At 60.5% G+C, this 24373-nt stretch carries 26 protein-coding genes; 24 read left to right on the top strand and 2 right to left on the bottom strand.

Translation table 11 applies throughout. The features are described 5' to 3' along the window. Positions 1-59: 59 nt before the first annotated feature. The 16 genes from lepB (at position 60) to gloA (ending at position 15338) form a co-directional block, all read left to right on the top strand. Positions 60-869, top strand: a complete 810-nt coding sequence (gene lepB, locus KP703_RS11105; RefSeq protein WP_215754962.1) for a signal peptidase I — start codon at positions 60-62, stop codon at positions 867-869. Next, entirely contained in the window at positions 866-1612 is a 747-nt protein-coding gene (gene rnc, locus KP703_RS11100) for a ribonuclease III (RefSeq protein WP_373687479.1), read from the top strand. The genes lepB and rnc overlap by 4 nt, the downstream gene beginning before the upstream one ends. Continuing rightward, positions 1605-2504, top strand: a complete 900-nt coding sequence (era, locus tag KP703_RS11095; RefSeq protein WP_061507828.1) for a GTPase Era — start codon at positions 1605-1607, stop codon at positions 2502-2504. Before rnc ends, era begins: the two co-directional genes overlap by 8 nt. Positions 2505-2618: 114 nt before the next feature. Further along, entirely contained in the window at positions 2619-3356 is a 738-nt protein-coding gene (gene pyrH, locus KP703_RS11090) for a UMP kinase (RefSeq protein WP_043551915.1), read from the top strand. Between the two features lie 144 nt (positions 3357-3500). After that, positions 3501-4022, top strand: a complete 522-nt coding sequence (frr, locus tag KP703_RS11085) for a ribosome recycling factor (RefSeq protein ID WP_061507844.1) — start codon at positions 3501-3503, stop codon at positions 4020-4022. A 113-nt stretch (positions 4023-4135) separates the two neighbouring features. Further along, entirely contained in the window at positions 4136-4816 is a 681-nt protein-coding gene (gene uppS, locus KP703_RS11080; RefSeq protein ID WP_231866212.1) for a polyprenyl diphosphate synthase, read from the top strand. Beyond that, complete coding sequence (locus KP703_RS11075; RefSeq protein WP_215754961.1) at positions 4813-5643, top strand: phosphatidate cytidylyltransferase; 831 nt, start codon at positions 4813-4815, stop codon at positions 5641-5643. The genes uppS and KP703_RS11075 overlap by 4 nt, the downstream gene beginning before the upstream one ends. A gap of 64 nt (positions 5644-5707) precedes the next feature. Next, entirely contained in the window at positions 5708-6865 is a 1158-nt protein-coding gene (dxr, locus tag KP703_RS11070) for a 1-deoxy-D-xylulose-5-phosphate reductoisomerase (protein ID WP_215754960.1), read from the top strand. A 31-nt stretch (positions 6866-6896) separates the two neighbouring features. Next, positions 6897-8009 carry an RIP metalloprotease RseP gene (gene rseP, locus KP703_RS11065; protein WP_215754971.1) on the top strand — a complete coding sequence of 371 codons (1113 nt, stop codon included), beginning with the start codon at positions 6897-6899 and terminating at the stop codon, positions 8007-8009. A 129-nt stretch (positions 8010-8138) separates the two neighbouring features. Next, positions 8139-10571, top strand: a complete 2433-nt coding sequence (bamA, locus tag KP703_RS11060) for an outer membrane protein assembly factor BamA (protein WP_061507825.1) — start codon at positions 8139-8141, stop codon at positions 10569-10571. 4 nt (positions 10572-10575) lie between these two features. Continuing rightward, a complete protein-coding gene (locus KP703_RS11055) occupies positions 10576-11472 on the top strand; it encodes an OmpH family outer membrane protein (protein ID WP_082779568.1) in 897 nt (298 codons plus the stop codon). Positions 11473-11474: 2 nt separating this feature from the next. After that, positions 11475-12560 carry a UDP-3-O-(3-hydroxymyristoyl)glucosamine N-acyltransferase gene (lpxD, locus tag KP703_RS11050; RefSeq protein ID WP_215754958.1) on the top strand — a complete coding sequence of 362 codons (1086 nt, stop codon included), beginning with the start codon at positions 11475-11477 and terminating at the stop codon, positions 12558-12560. A gap of 84 nt (positions 12561-12644) precedes the next feature. Beyond that, positions 12645-13082 (top strand): 3-hydroxyacyl-ACP dehydratase FabZ, encoded by a 438-nt coding sequence (fabZ, locus tag KP703_RS11045; protein WP_306300676.1) that lies wholly within the window; start codon positions 12645-12647, stop codon positions 13080-13082. Between the two features lie 135 nt (positions 13083-13217). Continuing rightward, positions 13218-14075, top strand: a complete 858-nt coding sequence (gene lpxA, locus KP703_RS11040) for an acyl-ACP--UDP-N-acetylglucosamine O-acyltransferase (protein ID WP_062140515.1) — start codon at positions 13218-13220, stop codon at positions 14073-14075. Continuing rightward, entirely contained in the window at positions 14072-14914 is an 843-nt protein-coding gene (locus KP703_RS11035; RefSeq protein ID WP_062273825.1) for an LpxI family protein, read from the top strand. Before lpxA ends, KP703_RS11035 begins: the two co-directional genes overlap by 4 nt. Positions 14915-14945: 31 nt before the next feature. Then, positions 14946-15338, top strand: a complete 393-nt coding sequence (gene gloA / locus KP703_RS11030) for a lactoylglutathione lyase (protein ID WP_061507820.1) — start codon at positions 14946-14948, stop codon at positions 15336-15338. 6 nt (positions 15339-15344) lie between these two features. On the opposite strand, the gene KP703_RS11025 is transcribed toward gloA, so the two are convergent. Then, positions 15345-15896 carry a hypothetical protein gene (locus KP703_RS11025; protein ID WP_061507819.1) on the bottom strand — a complete coding sequence of 184 codons (552 nt, stop codon included), beginning with the start codon at positions 15894-15896 and terminating at the stop codon, positions 15345-15347. Positions 15897-16046: 150 nt separating this feature from the next. On the opposite strand from KP703_RS11025, the gene rpmH reads away from it, so the two are divergent. The 8 genes from rpmH (at position 16047) to KP703_RS10985 (ending at position 23033) form a co-directional block, all read left to right on the top strand. Then, complete coding sequence (gene rpmH / locus KP703_RS11020) at positions 16047-16181, top strand: 50S ribosomal protein L34 (protein WP_043553126.1); 135 nt, start codon at positions 16047-16049, stop codon at positions 16179-16181. 23 nt (positions 16182-16204) lie between these two features. Then, positions 16205-16612 (top strand): ribonuclease P protein component, encoded by a 408-nt coding sequence (gene rnpA / locus KP703_RS11015; RefSeq protein ID WP_252354022.1) that lies wholly within the window; start codon positions 16205-16207, stop codon positions 16610-16612. A 149-nt stretch (positions 16613-16761) separates the two neighbouring features. Next, positions 16762-18528 (top strand): membrane protein insertase YidC, encoded by a 1767-nt coding sequence (yidC, locus tag KP703_RS11010; RefSeq protein WP_215754955.1) that lies wholly within the window; start codon positions 16762-16764, stop codon positions 18526-18528. Further along, the gene (yihA, locus tag KP703_RS11005; protein WP_373687478.1) at positions 18528-19205 is read left to right on the top strand and encodes a ribosome biogenesis GTP-binding protein YihA/YsxC; all 678 of its coding nucleotides are present in this window, start codon (positions 18528-18530) and stop codon (positions 19203-19205) included. The genes yidC and yihA overlap by 1 nt, the downstream gene beginning before the upstream one ends. A 36-nt stretch (positions 19206-19241) precedes the next feature. Next, complete coding sequence (gene argB, locus KP703_RS11000) at positions 19242-20147, top strand: acetylglutamate kinase (protein WP_043551936.1); 906 nt, start codon at positions 19242-19244, stop codon at positions 20145-20147. A 184-nt stretch (positions 20148-20331) separates the two neighbouring features. After that, positions 20332-21180 (top strand): 2,3,4,5-tetrahydropyridine-2,6-dicarboxylate N-succinyltransferase, encoded by an 849-nt coding sequence (gene dapD / locus KP703_RS10995; RefSeq protein WP_043551938.1) that lies wholly within the window; start codon positions 20332-20334, stop codon positions 21178-21180. A gap of 27 nt (positions 21181-21207) precedes the next feature. Further along, positions 21208-22404 carry a succinyl-diaminopimelate desuccinylase gene (dapE, locus tag KP703_RS10990; RefSeq protein WP_215754953.1) on the top strand — a complete coding sequence of 399 codons (1197 nt, stop codon included), beginning with the start codon at positions 21208-21210 and terminating at the stop codon, positions 22402-22404. After that, on the top strand, positions 22401-23033 hold the full coding sequence (locus tag KP703_RS10985; protein WP_231874902.1) for a hypothetical protein: 633 nt from the start codon (positions 22401-22403) through the stop codon (positions 23031-23033). The genes dapE and KP703_RS10985 overlap by 4 nt, the downstream gene beginning before the upstream one ends. 170 nt (positions 23034-23203) lie before the next feature. Here the strand turns inward: KP703_RS10985 and KP703_RS10980 are convergent, their stop codons facing one another. After that, positions 23204-24277 (bottom strand): YeiH family protein, encoded by a 1074-nt coding sequence (locus KP703_RS10980; RefSeq protein ID WP_215754951.1) that lies wholly within the window; start codon positions 24275-24277, stop codon positions 23204-23206. Between the last annotated feature and the right edge of the window lie 96 nt (positions 24278-24373).

The raw sequence follows: 24373 nt of genomic DNA, 5'->3' as shown, positions 1-24373 counted from the left end.
GGCTTGATCCCGCCGATTTTTCTTTTCTTTCCTAACGACGCAGACAGGCGGTGCAGGACATGACCAACCCGAACCAGACTCCCACGGCATCAGGCGCAGGGGGGGCGGCAACCATCGGGCAGCTCGTGCTGGACTATGCGAGAACCATCATCGGCGTGGTGCTGGTGGTTACGCTGTTCCGCACCTTCCTGTTTGAAAGCTTCGTGATTCCGTCCGGCTCCATGATCCCGACCCTGCAGGTGGGGGACTACATCATGGTGTCCAAATACAGCTACGGCTATTCCCGCTTTTCCTTCCCGTTCTCGCCCAACCTGTTTCAGGGGCGCATCTGGGGGGCGGAACCGCATCGGGGTGATGTGGCTGTATTTCGTTTTACCAAAGATACGTCGGTTGATTACGTCAAACGGATTATCGGCCTGCCGGGTGACCATATCCGTGTGACGGAAGGCCATCTGTATCTGAACGACCAGATGGTGCCGTGCCTCGCCCCGCATCCCTATACCGCACTGGATGAATCCCACGTGCCGATGGAAGGTGAGGCCTGTGATGAGCAGTTGCCCGCCAGTGGGGGCAAGGGCGTCGTGGCGCATCAGGTGCTCAAGCTGATGGATGATGGCGCACAGAACAATACGCCGGATTACGTTGTGCCGCCGGGCTACTTCTTCGCCATGGGCGATAACCGGGATGACAGTGCGGACAGCCGCTTTATGGGCGATGGCCCGAAAGACCTTGGTTTTGTGCCGATGGAAAATCTGGTTGGCCATGCGTCACGGGTGTTCTTCTCCGTAGAGTCCGCGCATCCGTTCTGGCAGATCTGGTACTGGCCGGTGGAAATCCGCTGGGCTCGTATTTTCCGGAGCATCACGTGAAGCGCCCCGCACTCTTCGCCGGAGAAGCCTCCGCCGCCATAGCCTTGCAGGATCGGCTGGATTATCAGTTTAGTAACCCGGCTCTGTTGCATGAAGCGCTGACGCATCGCTCTGCTGCGCATCAGAACGCAGGCGGCCGGCGGCGTCCGCAAAAAGCGCGGGGCATGGGCTCCAATGAGCGTCTGGAATTTATCGGGGACCGCGTGCTGGGTCTGCTGATGGCGGAATGGCTGCTGGAACGCTATCCGGCGGAGCAGGAAGGCGCGCTGGGTTCCCGTCTGGCGCATCTGGTCTCCCGCACAACGCTGGCTGAAATTGCCGAGCGGATTGATCTGCCCGCCAGTCTGGCTGTCGCAACGCATGAAGCCCGCGTTGGGGTGCAGAGCACCGCCAATGTGGTGGCCGATGCGCTGGAAGCCGTGCTGGGCGCGGTGTTCCTGGATGGCGGGCTGGGCCCGGCGCGGAACATTGTCCGCACGGCATGGAAGCCGCTGCTGGATGCGCAGGCCCGCCCGCCGAAGGACCCAAAGACGGCCTTGCAGGAATGGGTTCTGGGCCGGGGGCAGAGCCTGCCGGTCTATAAGACAATCGGGGCCGATGGCCCCTCTCACGCGCCCTTGTTTGTGGTGCAGGTTACCGCTGGTGGCCGGAGTGGAGAAGGGCGGGCCGGAAGCAAGCGGGCCGCCGAGAGTGCCGCAGCAGCGGATCTGCTTGAACAACTTGGAGGCCCGCAACATGGGTGAGACGACACGCTGCGGGTTTGCCGCTCTGGTGGGGGCGCCGAACGCCGGTAAATCCACGCTGCTGAACAAAATGGCGGGGGCTAAGCTCTCCATTGTCAGCCCGAAGGCGCAGACGACCCGCGCCCGTGTGCTGGGGATTCTGATGCGCGGCACCACGCAGATTCTGCTGGTGGATACCCCCGGAATTTTCCAGCCGCGCCGCATGCTGGATCGCGCTATGGTGGCAGCCGCATGGAGCGGGGCGGAAGATGCGGACATCACGCTGCTGCTGGTGGATGCGCGCTCCGGCCTGACAGATGCGGTGAGCAGCATTATCGAACGTCTGGCCACCACAGGCCGCAAGGTCTGGCTGGTGCTGAACAAGACCGATCTGGTCTCACCCGAACGACTGCTGCCGCTCACGCAGGAAATTACCAAAAAGCTGACGGTGGAGCATGTCTTTATGGTCAGCGCCCGCTCCGGCAGCGGGGTGGAAGATCTGCTGGACCGTCTGGCCGCCAGCCTGCCGGAAGGCCCGTATCTCTACCCGGAAGATGATCTGACCGATCTGCCGGACCGTCTTCTGGCTGCCGAACTGGTGCGTGAGCAGATCTTCCTGCAAACGCATGAGGAAGTGCCGTATGGCACGACAGTGGAGACGGAAAGCTACAAGGAACGGCCGGACGGCTCCGTGCGGATTGACGCCACCATTTATGTGGGGCGGACAGGGCACAAGGCGATTCTGATTGGCGAACGCGGGCAGAAAATCCGCCAGATTGGCGAGCGTGCGCGTAAACAGCTTTCCGGTCTGCTGGAGCGCCCGTGCCACCTGTTTCTGAATGTAAAAGAGCGCTCCGGCTGGGATGAAGAGCGCGCCCGTCTGCGGGCCATTGGTCTGGATGATGTGCCATAAGGCGACCCTCACCGCTTGTGGCCTTGCGTCATGAAGGATAAGAGAGGGGCGACTTGTCCTGCCCCTGCATGGGGGGCAGGGCCTTTTTCAGACGATCTGCGTGATTGAGGGCCAATGACTGCTTCCACTGGCGAGATGCCACCCCGTAAACGCGTATTGCTCAAAGTTTCCGGCGAGGCCCTGATGGGGTCAGGCGCTTATGGCGTCGATCAGCAGACGGTTGAGCGTATTGCCGCTGATGTTGCCGAGGTTGTGCGCAGCGGGTGGGAAGTCTGCCTGGTTGTGGGCGGTGGCAACATCTTCCGCGGTCTGGCCGCAGCAGCCAAAGGCATGGACCGTGCCCAGGGCGATTACGCCGGGATGCTGGCGACCGTAATTAACGCTCTGCTGCTGCAGAACGCGCTGGAAGGGCAGGAGCTCCCCACACGGGTGATGTCCGCCATTGCGATGTCCGCCATTGCTGAGCCCTATATCCGCCGCCGCGCCGTGCGGCATATGGAAAAAGGCCGGGTGGTAATTTTTGCGGCTGGCACCGGCAACCCCTTCTTCACCACCGATACCGCCGCCGCTCTGCGTGCTGCGGAAATGGAATGTGATGTGCTGCTGAAAGGCACGCAGGTGGACGGCGTGTATTCGGCTGACCCCAAGCGTGACCCGTCCGCCGTGCGGTATGAGCAGCTGACCTATATGGATGTGCTGTCCAAACAGCTGAACGTGATGGATGCCGCAGCCATCAGTCTGGCGCGTGAAAATCGTCTGCCGATTGTTGTGTTCAACATTGGTGAGCCGGGGTCTTTCCCGCGCGTGATGCGTGAAGAAGGCCCTTACACGCGGATTATCGAAACCGCGTAAAACCAACGGACTATTGTGTCCGCGGCGTTCTGCCGCCGGACCCTGTTGTTGAGAGTGATGAGACGGACCTGTGCGGGTCCGTCGGGAAACGGGAGAGAGACCGTGTCTGATCTGAATGCCCTTCTGGAAGACCTGACGCGCCGCATGGATGGCGCTCTGGAAAGCCTGCGTCGTGACTTTGCCGGCCTGCGTTCTGGCCGCGCCAGCCCGGCCCTGCTGGAGCCGGTGCGCGTGGAAGCCTATGGCGGTGAAGTGCCGCTGACGCAGGTTGCCTCCATTGCCGTGCCGGAAGCACGGATGATTACCGTACAGGTGTGGGACCGCGTGCTGGTGGGTGCTGTTGAGCGCGCCATTCGTGATTCCGGGCTGGGCCTGAACCCGGCGTCCGACGGCCAGCTGATCCGCGTGCCGATTCCGCAGCTGACGGAAGAGCGCCGCCATGAACTGGCTAAGGCTGCCGCCCGCTATGCCGAAGGGGCCAAGATTGCCGCCCGTGGCGTGCGTCGTGATGGCATGGACAAGGCCAAGGGGTTTGAGAAGAAGAGTGAGATCAGTCAGGATGACGTCAAAACGTGGTCTGACGCCATTCAGAAGCTCACGGACCAGTATGTGAAAAAAATTGATGACATGCTGGCTGAAAAAGACCGCGAGATTAAGCAGGTCTGACGCCAGTGGCGTCGGGATTCCTCTCTCTGGCCCGTGGTGGTGAAGCCGTGCCAACAAAATCATCCGGGACTGTAGACAGGAAATCTGTCGTCCCCGCGCATGTTGCCGTCATTATGGATGGCAACGGGCGCTGGGCGCTGGAGAGAGGTCTGCCGCGTCTGGCCGGACATAAAGCGGGGGCGGAAGCTGTCTCCCGCTGCCTGCGTGCGGCCATGCATCGTGGCGTAAAGTATCTCACGCTGTATGCGTTTTCTTCCGAAAACTGGTCCCGCGAGCCTGCCGAGGTTGCGGATCTGACCAGTCTGCTGCGCTATTATCTGCGGCATAAGGTGGCGGAACTGCACCGCGAAGGCGTGCGCATTCGCTTTATTGGCGATCTGGCGCGGTTTGACGTCAGCCTGCGGGAAGAGCTGGCGCGGGCGGAAACGCTCACGCGCAATAACGGTCGCCTGACCTTGCTGCTGGCACTCTCTTACGGCGGCCGCGGCGATATTGTGCAGGCGGCGCGTCGTCTGGCGCAGTCCGTGCAGCAGGGCGATCTGAAGCCCGAAGAGATTAACGAAACCCTGTTTGCGGACAAGCTGTGGACCGCTGGCGTGCCAGACCCGGATGTGGTGGTGCGGACCAGTGGAGAGTTCCGGCTGTCCAACTTCCTGCTGTGGCAGAGCGCCTACGCGGAACTCGTTTTTCTGGATATTTTCTGGCCTGACTTCAATGAAGGGCATTTTGCAACCGTGCTGGAGGCCTATGCCCGCCGGGAACGCCGGTTTGGCACAAGGCCTTCTGCATCATGACGCAGCCTGACGCTTCTGCCTGGAGAGACCTGCGCACCCGCCTGATGTCTGCCTGTGTGCTGGTTCTGGTGGCGGGGCTGTGCATTGGCATGGGCGGCCTGCTGTATGACATCCTCATTCTGGGTGTAATGGGCGGTATGGCGGCGGAAGCGGCTATTCTGTTTGGCTTGTCCCCCAAATCATGGCGCGGCAGCATTTATGTGCTGTGGGCCATCGGGGCCGGTCTGGCGGCAGTTACGGGCCGATGGGAAGCTTTTCCGATTTTCTGCCTGAGTTCTTTTGTCTTCGGCGCGCAGTTATGTGCCGTCATGTGCGTGATTGTGCTGGCGGGCACGGCCCTTGTCTGGCTGCGGCTGGAGAGTGTGTGGCCGGTGCTGTTTGTCGTCGCGGTTGTGGTGGCGAGTGACAGCACGGCTTATCTGACGGGCCGGTTGTTTGGCGGCCCCAAGCTGGCCCCGCGCATTTCTCCCGGAAAAACATGGTCTGGTTCATTGGGTGGCCTTGTGGGTGCTGTGCTGTGCGGCTGCCTGATTGCAGCCCTCTCCGGGCAGGGTGGCGTGGCAACCGCCGCGTTCTGGGGCGCTGTTCTGGGTGTTGTGGCGCAGGCGGGTGATCTGGCGGAAAGCGCTATGAAGCGCGCGCTGGGCGTGAAGGATTCCGGCACTCTGCTGCCGGGGCATGGCGGGCTGCTGGACCGGTTTGATGGTCTGGTTGTTGCGGCACCTGCGGCGGCTCTGGTGTCTTTGTGTGTGGCGTCTCCGGCACCGTTCTGGACGGCGGGCGCACACGCTGTTTTCGCGTTTCTGGCAGGAAAACTGCCGGGGTGAGTCTCAACATGCGGCACGGCCCTGTGGGGGCAGACCGCCTTCATCTGGTTTGAAAGAAAGCGCAATGAGAACCGTTACCGTTCTGGGAAGCACAGGCAGCATTGGCTGTTCAACCGTGGATCTGCTGGAGCAGGCGCGTGACCAGTTCCGGGTACGGGCGCTGGTGGGCGGCAGCAATGCGGCAAAGCTGGCAGAGCAGGCCAAAAGCCTGAAAGCCGAACTGGCCGTTGTGGCGGATGAAAAAGCGTTTGAAGAGCTGCGCACCCTGCTGGCTGGCAGCGGCACCGAAGTTGCCTGCGGGCGTGAGGCTGTGATTGCAGCGGCTGGCTTGCCGGCGGACTGGACCATGGCGGCCATTACAGGTGCAGCCGGACTGGAGCCGACGCTGGCGGCGGTCAAAAACGGCAAGTCCATCGCGCTCGCGAACAAGGAAGCACTGGTATGTGCGGGCGATGTCATGCTGCGCGCCGTGGCAGACGCCGGGGCTACGCTGCTGCCTGTGGATTCCGAACATAATGCGGTGGCGCAGGCCATGGCCGACAAGCAGGCGGATCAGGTTGCCAAAATCATCCTGACGGCCTCCGGTGGCCCGTTCCGTAAATCCAGCATGGAAGAAATGGAAGCCGCAACGCCCGCGCAGGCGTTGAAGCACCCGACCTGGAGCATGGGTGCCAAAATCAGCATTGATTCCGCGACCATGTTCAACAAGGGGCTGGAAATTATTGAGGCGGCCCGCATTTTCGATCTGCCGGAAGACCGCATTGATGTGCTGGTGCACCCGCAGTCCGTGGTGCACGGGCTGGTGCAGTACACGGATGGCAGCCTGATTGCGCAGATGGGTTCAGCCGACATGCGCATCCCCATCGCCCACACGCTGGCCTGGCCGAAGCGCATGAGCACGACCTCCAGCCATCTGGATCTGGCCGCGTTTGCAACGCTGGAATTCAGTGCGCCGGACATGGTGCGGTTCCCGGCCCTGCGTCTGGCGCGCGAGGCTCTGCGGAGCGGGGGGGCTGCGCCGGCCATTCTGTCCGCTGCCAATGAAATTGCGGTTGAAGCCTTCCTGAAGGAACAGATTGGCTTTCTGGACATTGCCCGCGTGGTCGAGCAGACCATGACTGCTCTGGGTGCGCCCCCGGCAGACACGCTGGAAGCCGTGCTGCACTGGGATGCCGAAGCCCGCAAGGCGGCCCGTAGCCATACTCTCGCCCTGGCCGCTTGAGAAAACAGCTCTCTGAGCCGATATTCGGATTATCATGATACACGAATACCTCCGTACACTCATCTCCTTCGCCTTTGTGCTTGGCGTGCTCGTGAGCATTCACGAGCTGGGGCACTATCTGGCGGCGCGCTGGCGGGGGGTGCATGTGGAAGTGTTCTCTCTGGGCTTTGGCCCCGCTCTGTTCCGCTGGCATGACCGCAGCGGCACGGAATGGCGCATCTGCCCCATCCCGCTGGGCGGTTACGTCCGCCCGCATGGGTTTGAAGACCCGGAAGATGCCACACCGGAGCAGAAGGCCGCGTGGCTTCCGGGCCGCACCTTTCATGATAAATCCGTCTGGTCCCGGGCGATCGTGATTGTCGCAGGGCCAGTGTTCAATTTCCTTCTGGCCATCCTGCTGTTCACCATCATTTTCGCCTCGGTTGGTCAGCCCATCGTACGGAACGAAATTGCGGCCGTGCAGCCGGGCGGCGCTGCGGCTGCTGCCGGGGTGCAGGCTGGCGATGTGATCCGCAGAATCGGCACCCATGAGGTGACGGGAGTGCAGGATGCTCAGGCCACCATTCTGGGTGAGGCCGGTGCCAAGACCACGCTGACCGTCGGGCGCGGCGGTCAGGATATGGATCTGCCTGTCACCATCGGGACGGCCCCGGAGTCGTCCTCCTCCACACCGCATGGCCAGCTTGGTGTGATGTTTGCGACGGAAGCCGGCAAGCCGCTTTCCGTGCCCGGTGCTGTGGTGGCGGGGGTGAAGGCCACATGGACAACGTCCGTGCAGACGCTCGACGGCGTGTGGCAAATTCTGACTGGCCGCCATACAGCCAAGGATCTGGGCGGCCCGCTCAAGATCGCGCAGCTGTCGGGGCAGGTGGCTCAGTATGGTTTTGCCAGCCTGCTTTCGTTCATGGCTTTGCTTTCTGTCAATCTGGGGCTAATAAATTTGTTCCCGGTGCCGCTTCTTGATGGCGGACGCCTCGTTTTTTATGCCATAGAGGCTGTACGGGGGCGTCCGGTTTCAAAGCGGATTCAGGAAATCAGCTTTCAGGCCGGCTTCGCGCTTCTTGCAGGTCTGTTCTTGTTTTCGACATTTAATGACCTGTCGGGTTTCGGACTGTTTAAGTGGATTGCATCGCTCGTAAGCTGAATTACAGCAGGGTTGGAACGGAAGAACTTGCGTGACAAGGGTTATATCGGATACGTCCCCCTGCGGGCGACAGAACAACAGGGGAAGGTCTCCTGAGATGGGAACGCCCCCGATGGAGGATGGCAAATCTTGACGGGTAAGCGTTCAGCCCTCTTTGTTTCTGTCTGCGTGCTGCCTTTCTTCCTGGTGGAAGGAAAGGGCGCGCGGGCGGCGGCGACGGATCATGGTGCACAGTCACCAGCCTCCGTATCTCCTGCCCGGCAGGCCAGACTCTCGGCATCCACATCCACTCTGGCCGGTCATTCCGGTGGGGTGATTGAAGATATTACGGTCTCCGGGAATACCCGTATCGAGACTAATACCGTGCTGTCCTACATGGTGGTGCGTCCGGGAGATTCGTTCAGTCAGGACGATCTGGACCGCTCTTTGAAGACGCTCTACGCCACAGGGCTCTTCAAGGATGTGACCATGCGGCGCGAGGGGGGAATCCTTCACGTACGTCTGGTCGAAAACCCGATCGTCAACCGCATTGTGTTTGAAGGCAATCATGCCGCGAAGGACGAAGACCTGCGCAAGGTCATCGCTCTGCGTCCGCGTGCGGTGTTCTCGGCAGAAACCACAGCGGATGACCGGCAGAAGATTCTGGACGTCTATGCCCAGAAAGCCCGTTACGCTGCCGTTGTGACGCCACAGATTGTTCGTCTGGCGCATAACCGCGTGGACGTTGTCTTCCAGATTAATGAAGGCCCGCAGACGCTGATCCGCAAGATCAGCTTTGTCGGCAATAAAGCGTATTCCGAAGCCCGTCTGGCGAGCGTGGTTTCCTCCAAGGAAACTGCCTGGTATCGGTTCTTCTCATCGTCCGATGAGTACAACCCCGACCGCCTGAAGTATGACGCCGAACTGCTGCGCCGTTTCTATCTGGCCAACGGCTATGTGGATTTCGAGATCAAGAACGCCACGGGCGAACTCTCTCCGGACCGCAAATCCTTCTACGTGACCTTCACGATGAACGAAGGCATTCGCTACCGTCTGGGCAAGGTGGATATCCGTTCCAGCCTGCGGCACGTCCCGGCGAAGTCCCTGCGTAAGTATGTGGAGCTGTTTGCCCGCCAGTGGTACGACGGCAAGGCCGTGCAGGATAATGCCACGGACATGGAGGAAATCCTTCAGGCTCAGGGCCATCCGTTCGCTATGGTACGTCCGGAAATTGCGCGTAACCCGGAAAAGCACACCGTCAATCTGCTGTTTGATGTGAGCGAAGGCCCGCGCCGGTATATTGAGCGGATTGACGTGAACGGGAACACCGTCACGCAGGATAACGTTATCCGTCGCCAGCTGCCGTTTGCAGAAGGGGACCCGTACACCCCGAGCTACAAGAAATACGCCAAGCAGAGTCTGGAAGATCTCGGATTCTTCAAAAGCGTCTCGCTGGATGAAAATCAGGGGTCCACGCAGGACCGCACGAACGTTTCCGTCAACGTGACGGAAAAGCCGACGGGTGAATTCTCGCTGGGTGGTGGTTACTCGACCGACGTTGGTGTGCTGGGTAACATTGGCCTCAAACAGCATAACCTGCTGGGCACGGGTGTGGATGCCGGTCTGTCTGGCACCATGTCCATGTGGCAGAAACAGGCTGACTTCTCAGTGACTGATCCGGCCTTCCTGAGCCGGAACATGGTGGCGGGGATCGATCTGTACGGGATTGAGAACAAATACCAGACCTATCAGAACTATTCTGAAAGCCGGTATGGTCTGACCCTGCGTATGGGGTATGCCTATAACCGCTATCTGTCTCAGTCCTGGAGTTATACGCTGATGCGCCGTAACGTCGGGAACACGTGGGATGAGTCCTCGTGGTATGTTCTCGACAACAAAGGCGCGACGACGCTGTCTCAGCTGAGCACCAACCTGGTTTATGATACGCGAGACAACCACATGGCGCCGCATAGCGGTTACATGGTTTCCGTCGGTGGTGATTTTGCCGGTCTGGGGGGGGATACCCGGTATCTGCGTGGTAAGGTGAATGGCGCGTACTATATTCCGCTGGATGACCTGACCAATAGCCATGAGTGGACGGTCGCCCTCCGGGCTGGCATGGGGTACATGACAGACTGGGGCAATGGTAAGAGCAGTATCATTGATAACTTCTATCTGGGCGGTAACAACCTGCGAGGCTTCCTGGACGGTGGCGCCGGGCCGCGTAGTATCGGTTACTACGGCCACTCCTCGGAAGATCTGCTTGGTGGCCGCTTCATGTATACTGCGTCTGCCCAGTTGAACTTCCCGATCCCGTTCCTGTCTGACATGGGTGTAAAAGGACGTGCCTTTGTTGACTCCGGGAGTGTTGCCGGTTTGCGTGTGCGGCGGAATATTATCAATCCTTATACCGACAAGCCTGATGTCAGCGGTAACACACTCCGGCCGCGTGTAAGTGCGGGTGCGGGCTTCTCCTGGAAGAGCCCGTTTGGCTTGCTGAATATCGATCTGGGTGTGCCTGTCATGCGCAGTCACAATGACCGGACACAGCTCCTTCGCTTTGGCTTCGGCCAGCAATTCTGAGGTAATGATGCCCAAGTTTAACAGAACAGCCGCTCTTTCTGCGGCTCTCCTGTCAATTTCCGTTGCGCTGGCACCGTCTGCCATGGCTCAGAACGCTGGGGGCGGTGGCTGGTTTGTGCCTAAGGCTGCCCAGCAGCCTGCGCCTCCGGCTGCTCACACCCAGCGCCGGGCACCGTCCCCGGTTCCGCTGCCTGCCGCCCCGGCTGACAGCAGCGAAGCAGACCAGCAGCAGACCCCGCCGGTTCTGCCGCTGCCGCCCATTCCCTCCATGCAGGATCTGCCCAAGAGCGTTGCTCCGCCGGCAACCGTTATTGGTGTGATCAGTGTTTCCGGTGTCATGCGTCAGTCCAGTGCAGCCATGCAGGTGGAACGCACGCTGGGTGGCCGTCGTGATGCGCTGGCACAGGACCTGCAGAAAGAGCAGGCTGGCTGGCGGGATGAGCAGCAGAACCTGCAGGCTCAGGCCAAGTCCATGACGTCTGACCAGATTCAGAACCGTGAACGCAGCCTGCAGAACCGCGTGATGAAGGCGCAGCGCGATTTCCGTAATCGCAACCGCATCATTCAGGAAGCCGCTCAGGTTTCTCTGGGCCAGATCGAGCGTGAGCTGGTTCAGGTGATCCAGAAAGTTGCCGCCTCCCACGGGATGAACCTCGTGCTGCATAGCGAGCAGGTCGCTCTGCATGTGGACGGGCAGGATATTACCAACGAAGTCGCCAAGCAGTTGAACGGCGTGCTGCCGTCCGTGTTTATTCCGGATGCCAATGTGGACCCGGAAGTGCTGGCAAAATCCGGTAAGATGCCGACCACGGCAGATGCGGATCAGGAAGCGCCTGCTACGGGCCCGGCCCCGGCAGCAGCTCCTGCGGCTCCGGCCGCCGCTCCGGCAGCGCATAAGTAAGGATGACCAGCACCACAGCGTCTTCCGGGCCTGCTGACCCCCGGTTTTTTACGCGGTCTGGTCCGTTTGACGGGCAGGCTCTGGCTGAGGCAGCCGGAGCCACGCTGGTCCCGCCGCGGGAAGGCTCTCTTCCCGCTGAGGGCTATGCCGGCATTGCCCCCTTGCAGGTTGCTGGCGCTCAGCATGTCAGCTTTCTGGATAACCGCCGCTACGCCCATCTTCTGGAAGGCACAAAAGCCGGTCTGGTGATTGTGGCTCCGGCTTTTGCGGATAAGGTTCCGGCGCACTCAGCTGCACTGGTTTCCTCCACGCCGTATCTGGCATGGTCGCGTGTTGCGCGGTTGTTTCACCCCAAGGCACCGGCACAGCCGGGTATTCACCCTCTGGCGGTGGTTGATGCCAGCGCGGTGGTGGATACCTCTGCTGAAATCGGCCCGTTTGTGGTGGTGGGTGCACGGGCGGAAATTGGCCCGCGCTGCATCATCAATTCTCATGCTGTAGTGGGTGAGGGCGTGGTGCTGGCGGCAGATTGTCGCATTGGCTGCCATGTCACCCTTTCTCACGCCACACTGGGTGAACGGGTGATTATTCTGCCGGGTGCGCGCATCGGGCAGGATGGCTTCGGTTTTGCTGTAGGGCCGAACGGGTTTGAGACGGTACCGCAGCTCGGGCAGGTGGTGCTTGAGCATGATGTTGAGATTGGCGCAAACACCACAATTGATCGCGGTTCTGTGAATGATACCGTGATTGGTGCAGGCTCCCGGCTCGACAATCTGGTTCAGATCGGCCACAACGCCCGGCTTGGACGGTGTTGTATCGTGGTGTCTCAGGCCGGTATTTCGGGCTCCACTGTGCTGGAAGACTATGTGACCGTCGCAGCGCAGGCAGGCCTTATTGGGCATATCCGCATTGGGGCCAAGGCGCGTATTGGAGCGCAATGCGGCGTGATGTCTGATGTTGAGGGCGGCGCTGATGTGATTGGCAGTCCTGCCATGCCGTTCCGGGAGTTTTTCCGGAATGTGGCGGTGTTGCGCAAGCTGTCCAAAAAAGCGTCTGGACCGGCAGAAGGCGGTTCGGGCAAGGGTTGAACAGATACCGGGCGCTGTCCGGCTGAAAAAGGTGGTCTAGGGGACGTGGAGACGAAACAAGAATCGCAGCAGGACGTTCAGACAATCGATGCGATTGACGTCACGCGCATTATGCAAGCGATTCCGCACAGATATCCTTTCCTGCTCATCGACCGGATGGTGGATATCAGGCTCGGGGAAGAAGCAACCGGTATCAAGAATGTCTCGGTTAACGAGCCGTTCTTTCCGGGGCATTTCCCTGTGCGCCCTGTCATGCCCGGTGTGCTGATTGTTGAAGCCATGGCGCAGACAGCGGCCACGCTGGTCGTGCTGACGCTGGGTAAGGCTTTTGAGGGCAAGGTTGTCTATTTCATGACAATCGAGAATGCCAAGTTCCGCAAGCCTGTGGAGCCGGGTGACCAGCTGCGCATCCATGTTGTGAAGGAACGCCACCGCGCCAATGTGTGGAAGTTCCGTGGTGTGGCCAAAGTGGATGGTGTCTCCGTTGCGGAAGCAACGTTCAGCGCCATGATCATGGGTTGAGCCCCCCGTTATTTTTGAGATAATTGTTGCTAAATATCCTGACCTGCCCGGAAAACGCCCGTTTTTTGGGGCAGGTGTTCTCGCAAGCTTATTGTGGCGTACGGGAAGCAGACAGGTGAAAGAGGAGTAGAACTGGTGCATGCAGTAGGAGAAAACGGGGGGGCGCGTGTTCACCCAACCGCCATTGTTGCACCAGAGGCTCAGCTTGGGCGTGGCGTGGTTATCGGTCCGTGGTGTTCCGTTGGCCCGAATGTGGTGATTGAAGACAACGTGGAGCTGATTTCCCACGTTGTGGTGGATGGTCATACGCGCCTTGGCGCGGGATCTCGCTATTTCCCGTTCAGCACCGTCGGCATGGCGCCGCAGGATCTCAAATATAAAGGTGAGCCGACCCGCTGTGAGGTCGGTGCCCGTACGGTAGTGCGTGAGCACGTCACCATTCATCGTGGCACCGCCGTAGGGAGCGGGCTGACGCACATTGGTGACGATGTGCTGATTATGGCCAATGCCCATGTTGCGCATGACTGCACGCTGGGTGACCGGGTGATTATCGTCAACAACGTGGTCATGGGCGGCCATGTGACGATTGAGGATGATGCGCGGGTCATGGGTTCGGCCGCTATTCATCAGTTCGTGCGGATTGGTCACGCGGCGCTGGTTGGCGGCGTGGCTGGGGTGGAAGCCGATGTCATTCCGTACGGCAGCGTGCTGGGGAACCGTGCGCGGCTTGTCGGCCTGCACTGGATCTGGCTGCGCCGGAATGGTGTGCAGTCGGCTGAAATCCACCGGATGCGCAAGGCGTTCTTCACGCTGTATCCCAAAGGGGCATCCGAGGATGGTCCGTTTGCGGCGCGTCTTGAAGTCATGCGGCGCGAGTTTGGGGATGAACCCCGCGTACGCGAGATTCTTGAGTTTATTGATGCTCCTAGCCGGCGCGGCCTTGTCCGCGTAGCACGGGGAGATTTCAGCACGGCGGAAACCGAGGGCGCGTGAACGCGCAGCCCGGCGCAGTTGGTATTCTGGCCGGGGGCGGTCCGCTTCCGGCACGCGTGGCCGAAGCTGCTGCGGCAGAAGGGCGACCGGTTTTTATTCTTGGATTTGATGGATTTGCAGAGCCAGAGGTGATCAACCCCTGGCCGCACCAGCTTGTACGTCTTGGCGCTGCCGGACAGATGCTGTCCCTTCTGCGGGCGCATGGATGCACGGACCTTGTGCTGATTGGTCCTATTCGTCGCCCCTCGCTCCGTAGCCTGTATCCCGATGCTGAAGGGGCACGCATTCTGGCCCGACTTGGCCGGGCGCTGTTTGCGGGCGATGACGGGCTTCTGGCGGCTCTGGTCCGTATTCTGGGCGAGGAAGGCTTTTGTGTGCGGGGTGCGCACGAATTTCTGTCTCATGCCGTTGTGCCGCCCGGTGTTCTGGGCGCAGTCGTGCCCGATGAACAGGCGATGGCTGATATTCACCGTGGCATTGAGGTTGTGCATGCGCTGGGCCGGATGGATATCGGGCAGGGCTGCGTGGTGCAGAACGGTCTTGTACTGGCTGTAGAGGCTATGGAGGGCACAGACCGCATGCTGGCCCGTGCTGGCGAGTGTCGGCAGCCGGGCGAGGGCGGGGTGCTGGTCAAGCTCCTCAAGCCAGGGCAGGATAAGCGGGCGGACATGCCCACTATTGGTCCCGCCACCGTGCGAAACGCGCATCTGGCGGGCCTGCGCGGTATTGCGTTTGAGGCCGGGCATACCCTGCTGACAGATCGGGATGCCTGCGTGGCCGAGGCCAATCAGGCAGGATTATTCCTGATTGCGGTAACCCCGGAGCCTCTCACGCGCTAAAAACAAAGCGAAACAGAGGAGAGACTGCGCAATGGCAAGTTACTTGCACACCATGGTCCGGGTGAAAAATCTGGATGACAGTATCGCTTTTTACAAGCTTCTGGGCATGCATGAATTGCGTCGGCGTGAAGTGCCGGACGGTAAATATACCCTCGTCTTTATTGGCTATGCGGATAATGCTGCCGGACAGGCCGAAATCGAACTGACCTATAACTGGGGGCAGGATGATGGCTATGAGGTCGGCACCGGCTTTGGTCATTTTGCCGTTGGCGTGCCCGATGTGGCGGCTGCGGTGGAGAAGGTGCGCGCCGGGGGCGGTAAGGTTACGCGGGAGGCTGGTCCGGTCAAATTCGGCACCTCCATTATCGCGTTTGTCGAAGATCCGGACGGCTACAAGATCGAACTGATCCAGCGCCCGGATTAAGGCCTCTCAGGACTGCGGCTTCTGCTTCAGCCGGAGCAGGGCGCGGTCCAGAGACTCGTCAATGGTTTTGACGGCTTTGAGCACCAGCGGGTCCGTGCTGGTGCCGAGCTGTTCAGCCGCCAGCATCGCCGGTGAGAGAATATTCCGGATATCGTGGCGCAGTTTAGGGTCGGGTGTGGGGAGTGAGGTCTGAGGGCGCACTGCCGGACCCGACGGCGGTTGCGAGGCCGTGACCGGGGCTGAACCGACCGGAGCTTCCGCTACTGCTGGTGTCGCGGACGCAGCAGGAGCCGCGGAAGGTGCTGAGGGGGCCGCAACCGGTGCCGACCGGGCATTAGAGAGCGATTCTGCGGGCTGCCGGGCGGAAATACGCCCCGAATCAGTCGGCGCAGGGTGCCGGAAGCGCGTTCCCAGCCAGGCCCCAAGTCCTGCGGTCAGGGCGACGGGCAGCAGGCCGGCAGGGAAGGACAGGCCCAGCAGGCCCGCCACCAAAGCCCCTAAAAGAGGCAGGCAGAACAGAAGCAGGACGGTGCTGAGGGGGGATTGAGAGGTGCTCATGGAGGACCAGCCCTTCTTTTGTCGGCATAGAGTGTGCCGGGACTCTGCCGATATGATTGACGTTCTCCTTTCTGAACACTATAAGCCGGGCCTTCAAGACAGGTGGCTTTGGGCTGCCTGCATATCTGTATCAATGAAGGGAGTGCTGCAATGAAGCGCACTTATCAACCGTCCCGGCTGGTCCGCAAGCGTCGCCATGGTTTCCGCTCACGTATGGCAACTGTTGGTGGCCGCAAGATCATCGCCAACCGTCGTTCCAAAGGCCGTAAGCGTCTCTCCGCTTAAGCTTTTTATGGCTTACGGGCATCATGCAGCAGCGTGAGCGTCTGGAGGGAGCGGTGGCTGAGCCTGTTCGTTCCCAACGCCTTAAAAAGCGGAAAGAGTTTCTCTTTCTGGCCGCGCGTGGGCGTAAAGCGCCCGTGCGGGGGCTGGTGCTCCAGCTTTTTCAGCGCGCCGACTCCAATGCACCGCGCATTGGCTTTACCGTGACAAAAAAAGTTGGAAACTCCGTGGTCCGCAACCGCGCCCGCCGCAGGCTGCGCGAGGTTGTCCGCATTGTGGAAACTGAAACACCTCTTAACGGCCTTGATCTGGTTCTGATTGGCCGCGCTGCAACCCTGAACCGCTCTTTTGCGGATCTGGTGGCAGATTTTCGCAAAGCCTTGCAGCTGTGTCTTTCTCAGGCTGGCCGGAGCGCAAAGCCCGGTCAGAAGTAAGACGTCCGCCTGTCCTACAGGGCAGGAAGATGCTTTCCCGGCTTGCATTCCTGCTCATCCTGCGCTGGAAACCAGAGTGCCGTGAAGACTCCGTGTTTCGCGGTTAAATTATCTGTTCCGTTTCGTGCAGGGGGGCCAGCAGGCCAGCAATGGATACAAGACGTCTGATACTGGCAACACTGCTGTCAGCTGCGGTTCTCATCGGGTTTGATTATTTCTTCCCGCAGGCGCCCAAGGCTCCTGTCACGCAGCAGACCACGCAAAGTGTTTCTGCGCCGCCGTCTGGTGCTGCGCAGCCTTCTTCCACAGCATCCACACAATCCGCAGGGGATGTGGGGAGTGACGCCAACGGGCCGGATGCGCATCTGGCGATTGATGCGCCCGCCGTGCAGGGCTCCATCAATCTGCGCGGTGCGCGGCTGGATGATCTGGTCCTCAAAAAATATCGGGAAACCGTCAAGCCGGACAGCCCGGACGTGCGCGTTCTGGCAGATGGCACGGGCTCCAAGCCGGACTTTATTGATTTCGGCTGGCGTGCGCCGTCCGATGTCTCGGTGCGTCTGCCCGATTCCCGCACGCTGTGGAAAGCGGACAACACGAAGCTGGATTCGACCCATCCCGTCACCCTCTCATGGGATAACGGGCAGGGCCTGACGTTTGAAATCGCTCTGGCGGTGGATCAGGACTTCATGTTCACCGTCACCCAGCGCGTGCATAACGCCACGGGTCAGGCGGTGGCGCTGTATCCGTACTATCGCGTCAATCGTGGTTACACGCCGGAAACCACCGGCGGCATGCTGGTGCATGAAGGCCCGATTTCCGTCATTGATGGTCGTCTGAACGAAGGCTCTTACAAGGCACTGCGCAACGATGGCGTGCCGCCGGACAATGTCTCCTGGAGCCATCAGGGCACAGGCGGCTGGGCTGGGATTACCGACAAATACTGGCTGATGGCCGTTCTGCCGGACCAGAGCACACAGGTTGTTGGCGCTTATACCTATCTGCCTGCTCAGCACACCTATCAGGTTGGCTTTACGTCTACCGCTCCGGTGCAGGTTGCTGCGGGCCAGACGGCCTCTTCCGAAGCGCATGTGTTTGCCGGTGCGAAGGAAGTGCGTCTGCTGGACCGCTATGAGCACGATCTGCATGTGCCTATGTTCTGGAAAGCGGTGGATTTTGGGTGGCTGGCGTTCCTGACGCGCCCGGTGTTCTTCGTGCTGGACTGGCTCTACACGATGATCGGCAACTTCGGTCTGGCTCTGCTGACCTTTACCGTGATCGTGAAGCTGCTCTTCCTGCCGCTGACCATCAAACAGATGCGCATGACGTGGAAGACGGCCCGCCTGAAGCCGAAAGTGGACCAGATCCGCGCCCGCTACAAAGACGACCCCATGGCCATGCAGCAGCATATCATGGGCCTGTATCGGGAAGAGGGTGTGAACCTGTTCGGTGGCTTCCTGCCGCTGTTCATTCAGGCTCCGGTGTTCTGGTGTCTGTATAAGGATCTTTACGTCACCATTGAAATGCGCCACGCGCCGTTCTTTGGCTGGATTAAGGATCTGTCCGCACCCGACCCGACGAATGTGTTCAACCTGTTCGGGCTGATTCCGTTTGACCCGGCACAGGTGCTGTCCATCCTCTCGCTTGGCGCATGGCCGATCCTGTATGGGGCCACCATGTTCCTGATGCAGAAGATCAGCTCCAGCTCCACCAACATGGACCCGGCACAGCAGAAGGTGATGGCCTTCATCCCGCTGGTGTTCACCTTCTTCATGGCGCATCAGCCGGTTGGTCTGGTGATCTACTATGCGTGGAGCAACCTTCTGACCGCGCTGCAGCAGTTCATCATCCTCGGGCGCTTCAAGGCGGCTGACAAAAATGCTGATGCCAAGACGACCGTAGTGAGCAAGCGCTGATGCCTGAAGCCGGAACAGACTTTCGTGAACTGACGAATGACGAGCAGATTGCCGCCGCCCTGGAAGATGGGCGGCGGCTTTTTGCCGGTTCGTGCGACTTCATTTTCGGGGCGCAGAAGCTCGGGCAGCTGCCACCGCAAACGCTGCCGGAAATTGCGTTTGCCGGTCGTTCCAACGTGGGTAAGTCCACGCTGGTTAATGCGCTGACAGGCCGCAAGACGCTGGCCCGTGCGTCCTCCCAGCCGGGCCGCACCAAACAGCTGAACTTTTTTGACCTCGCCCATCGGCTGATGCTGGTGGATATGCCGGGCTACGGCTTTGCCAAGGCGGCGAAGTCGGTCAAGGAAGACTGGCAGGAAATGATGTTTGACTACCTGCGTGGCCGCCCCGGCCTGCGGCGGGTGATGCTGCTGCTGGATGCGCGCATTGAAGTCAAACCGCATGATCTGGAAGTGATGAAGCTGCTGGACCGTGCAGCCGTCAGCTTTCAGGTGGTGCTGACCAAGTGTGATGCCGTCAAGCCGACGGCTCTGGCCCGCAAGGAAGAAGAGGTTCTGGCTCTGACCAAACGCCACCCTGCGGCGTGCCCCTTCCTTTCCGTGACCAGCAGCGAGACCGGGCTGGGCATTGAGCAGCTGCGCGCAGAACTTGCGGCGTTTGCTCTGCCGCCGCAATAACCCCCCGGCAGGATTATCGAGCAGGATTTTCAGCCCATGACCGACCCTTCTTCCTCATTGCCTGATCTGCACCATGAAGCCGCAGTGCTGGCCAGTGCCCTGCCGTATCTGCGGCGGTATGCGGGTGACACCATTGTGGTCAAATATGGTGGACACGCCATGGGGGACCCGGAACTGGCCCTGACATTCGGGCGGGATATTGCCCTGCTCAAGCTGGTCGGGATCAATCCGGTTGTCGTGCACGGCGGTGGCCCGCAGATCAACCAGATGCTGAAGCGTCTGGATATCAGCTCCACCTTTGTGGATGGCCTGCGCGTCACGGATGCCAACATGGTCGATGTGATCGAAATGGTGCTGGCTGGCTCCGTGAATAAGGAAGTCGCGGAACTGATCAGTCAGGCCGGTGCGCTGGCAGTGGGCATTTCCGGCAAGGACGGCAAGCTGATTACCGCCCGCAAGCTGGCCCGCACCGTGCGTGACCCGGACAGCCAGATTGAGCGTGTGCTGGATCTGGGCTTTGTGGGTGAACCGGTGAAGGTGGACCCGCGGGTGATTTACGCTCTGTCCGGCTCCGGCCTGATTCCGGTGATTGCGCCGGTTGGTCTGGGTGAAGACGGCGCGACCTATAACATCAATGCCGATACCGCAGCCGGTGCTGTGGCCGGGGCCGTGCATGCCACACGCCTGCTGATGCTGACGGACGTGCCCGGTGTGCTGGATAAAGACGGCAACCTGATCCCCGAACTGACGGCGGAACAGGCCCGTCAGGCCATTGCAGATGGCGTGATTACCGGCGGCATGATCCCCAAAGTGGAAACCTGCATTCAGGCCGTGCAGGCCGGGGCGCGGGCTGCCGTCATCATCAATGGCCGTACGCCGCATGCCTGCCTGCTGGAACTGTTTACGGCCTCTGGTTCCGGCACGTTGATCCGCGCGGACTAATCCTGCCGTTTTGAAACCTGCCGCCCGCACGGTGGATCAGAGCCCGACTCTGAACCGTGCTGATGGCAGGTGTCCGGCACCGGCGCGTTGACAGGAGCGTGCCCTGTCCGCATGGTTCCTTCCTCTTTTTGCCGGTCGGTGGCGCTGCCCCGGCCCTCTTCTCCATCCTGTCTGACGGTGTCTCATGACTGAAGAAACTCTCCGCGCTCAAATTGAAACTCTGTGGGAAGCTCGTGACCGGATTTCCTCCGCCACGACGGGTGACGATCGCAAGGCGATTGAAACCGCTCTCGAGGCACTGGATTCCGGGCGTCTGCGCGTTGCAGCCCCCAGCGAAAATGGCTGGGTGGTGCATGAATGGCTGAAAAAGGCCGTTCTGCTTTCTTTCCGTCTGAATGACAGCGTTGTCATGCCGGGGGCTGCTGCTGGCGGCCCGGCGTTTGATAAGGTGCCCGTCAAGTTTCAGGGCTGGGATCAGGCTCGTTTTGAAAAAGCCGGTTTCCGCGTGGTGCCGGGTGCTATGGTGCGTTACTCAGCCTACATCGCGCCGGGTGCGGTGCTGATGCCGAGCTTTGTGAACGTGGGCGCCCATGTGGGCAGCGGCACTATGGTGGATACCTGGGCGACCGTTGGCAGCTGTGCGCAGATTGGCAGCAACTGCCACATCAGCGGCGGTGCGGGTATTGGCGGTGTTCTGGAACCGCTGCAGGCGGCTCCGGTCATTATTGAAGATAACTGCTTTATCGGTGCGCGCTCCGAAGTGGCGGAAGGCGTGATTGTGGAGCGCGGTTCCGTGCTGTCCATGGGCGTGTTCCTCGGCGCGTCCACCAAGATTGTGGACCGTGCAACGGGTGAAATCTTCATGGGTCGCGTTCCGGCCTACTCCGTTGTGGTGCCGGGCACGCTGCCGTCTTCTAAGCCGGTTGGCCCCGATGGCCGCCCGAACCCCAATCTGGCCTGCGCCGTGATTGTGAAGCGGGTGGACGAGCGTACACGCTCCAAGACTTCCATTAACGACCTGCTGCGCGACTAAGCAGAGGGAACCTCGGGCAGACACGCAATGATATATTCAGCGCCGGACCAGACCCTTCCAACCGGACCCCAGACCGGGCTTTTGCCCGAGTTGACAGACCCGGTGGCGGTGACGCAGGCGCTGATCCGTCATGCCTCTGTCTCGCCCGATCCCGGTCCGGCTCAGCACACTCTGGCGGCCATGCTGGAGACGCTGGGCTTTACCGTGGTGTCTCTTCCTTATGGGGAAGGGGCAGAACGCACGCCCAACCTGTTTGCCCGACTGGGGACGGCCGGACCGCACATCTGTTTTGCGGGCCATACCGATGTTGTACCGCCGGGTGCGGAGAGTGCGTGGACGCATCTGCCGTATGCAGCGGAAGTTTCTGACGGCATTCTGTTCGGCCGGGGCGCGTGTGACATGAAGGGCGGCATTGCCGCGTTTGTTTCCGCCGTGGCGCGATGCGTGGAGCAGGGCGGTGTGCCCGGTTCCATTAGTCTGCTGATTACCGGCGATGAAGAAGGCCCCGCCACCTACGGCACCTGCAAGGTGCTGGAATGGATGGCGGAGAAAGACCAGATTCCGGATTATTGCGTGGTGGGTGAGCCGACCAATCCCGCCGCCATGGGTGATATGATCAAGATCGGTCGCCGGGGCAGCCTGAACGCGCATATTGTGGTTGAGGGCGTGCAGGGCCATGTGGCCTATCCGCATCGCGCCGATAACCCGGTGCATAAACTGCTGAGTGTGCTGACGGCCCTGCGGGAGAAGCCGCTTGATAATGGCTCCGAGTGGTTTGAACCGTCCAGCCTGCAAATTACCAGCATGGATGTGGGCAACACGGCGACCAATCTCATTCCGGCAACGGCGGAAGCCCGGCTGAATATCCGGTTTAATGACCTGCATACGGGGGCTGGCCTGAAAGGCTGGCTGGAAACCATCTGCCGCCAGCATGCGCCCACGGCGCGGGTGAGCGTGCGGATTAGCGGGGAATCGTTCCTCACGGCACCGGGGCCGGCGACGGACCATCTGGTGCAGGCTGTGCAGACTGTCACGGGCCGCACGCCCAAGCTGGATACCGGGGGCGGCACGTCTGACGCCCGCTTTATTGCAAATTATTGTCCGGTGGCCGAATTTGGGCTTGTCGGGGCCAGCATCCATAAGGTGGATGAACACACCACACTGGCTGATCTGGAAACATTGACGGTGATTTACAAGACCTTTCTGGAAGGGGTCATGGCGTGATTTCAAGTTCGGGTTCTGGCAAGCAGGGTAACGGTCGCAGAATTTTGCAGGGCATGCTGCTGCTGGCCAGTGGGCGGCGTGAAGGCATTGCGTGCTTTCAGGGCACGCCGGATTCCTTTGGCGCGGCACTGGCACCGCAGTTGGCATTGCTGCTGGTCGGCCTGTTTCAGGCGGCCATGCAGCCGGATAAGGCACTGGGCTTTACCAAGCTTCTGCTGTCTCTCTGCGTAGTGCTGCTGCCAGCTGTTGTCTCCCAGTTTTATGCCCATAAATGGGGGCGGGATGCGCTCTGGATGCGCTACATCACGGCGGCCACATGGTGCGGCTGGGTGGTGGTGCTCATTTCTCTGGTGGCCACAGTTCTGGCGGGCCTGCTATTCCCGCCGCTGCTGCATCAGCCGGGGTTCATGGCTTCCCTGATGGTCACCGTCTCCATTTATGAGATGTGGCTGCAATGGTATGTGGCCCGCGTCGGGCTTGGACTAACCCGGAGCCGTGCGCTGCTGCTGTATGTCTCGGTTCTGGCTGTCACACTGGTTCTCTATGGCCTCGCAGCACTTTTGCCGCCGCATTACATCGTGATGCAGGATCTGCTCCAGCCGATGATTGCAGTCAAACCGTCTCATTAAACAGAGCGGTTGGTGCGTCGGAGTGGTGACACTCTGTTTCGAGAAAGCCTGTGCTGGTTTGAGATATTTTCTCTCAGACTGCACAGGCTTTTTTTTATGGTGTGAGGTGCTGGGTTACGGATCATAGGCTGGCTCACAGGCTCAGCGCGAAGAGCACCTTTTCTCCGGTCTTATCGCAGATGCACGACATCCAGCAGCAGCAGGCTCAGCACGCCAAGCCCGGCCAGTGAGAGGACGACCGCCGTTGTTACGCGGCCCCCGGCTTTGGTCACGGTTCGGGCATCGACGCCAAGCCCGAGGGCGGCCATGGAGATGACGGTTAGCACCGTGGCGACCTGATTGATTGGCGCAATCCATCCGGCAGGCACCAGCCCGAAGGTGCGGCAGAGCATGAGGGCCAGAAAGCCCAGAATGAACCATGGCACGAACTGCGCAAAACCGGCCCGTTTGGGGGTGGCAGGCCCGGCTGTGACGTCACTCCCATCAGGCTTTTCCGGCGGCAGTTTCGGGGCGAGGAGGGAGAGGGCAAAACAGACCGGCCCCAGCATGAGTACCCGTACCAGTTTGACCACGGTGCCCATCTGCACCGCCAGCGTGCCAAGCGGCAAGGTGGCGGCCAGAACCTGCGGCACGGCATAGACCGTCAYCCCGGCAAAGATACCAAAGGAGATGCCCGTCATACCCGCCGCAATGCCCAGCACTGGCAGACCAAGTACCACGACTACGCCCAGCACAGCAGTAAAGGCGATGGAGGCGGCCACATCCTTGGCGTCTGCCCGGATCACGGGGGCGACGGCGGCAATGGCGGAATTCCCGCAAATGGCATTCCCGCAAGCCACCAGCAGGGCCATGCGGGGCGGCAGGCCCAGCAGCGTGCCAATGCCAAAGCTGACCAGAATGGCAGCGGTGACAACCGCAGCAATGCCCACCAGCAGCACAGGCCCAAGAGAGACAACGCTGGCAGCACTTATGGACACGCCAAGCAGGACCACGGAAAATTCAAGCAGCGTGCGGGCGCTAAAACAGATGCCCGCCTGCCAGCCGGCGTCTGGCGACCACAGGCTCCGCACGCAGGTGCCTAATAGAATGGCCAGCACAAGGGCTTCCAGCCAGGCCTTGCCAAATAACAGCACTTCGATTGATTGAAGGGCGTAGGCGGCAGCGGTAATCGCCACGCATAAACCAATGCCCGGCAGGAGAGTGCGAGCGGTATGCAGCAGGGAAAAATTGGCGGGTTTCGTCATCTCGATGTCCTTCTGCCGTTTGATCTAGGCGCAGAAGATCAATCAATCCAACGCATTGTTTTTCTTATTTCAATCAGTAAAAATGATGAATCAGGG

The organism is Acetobacter sp. P5B1, assembly GCF_018811985.1.
Taxonomy (GTDB): Bacteria; Pseudomonadota; Alphaproteobacteria; order Acetobacterales; family Acetobacteraceae; genus Acetobacter; species Acetobacter cerevisiae.
Note: the sequence above shows the minus strand (reverse complement) of the source record. Positions and strands in the feature narration are given on the sequence as shown.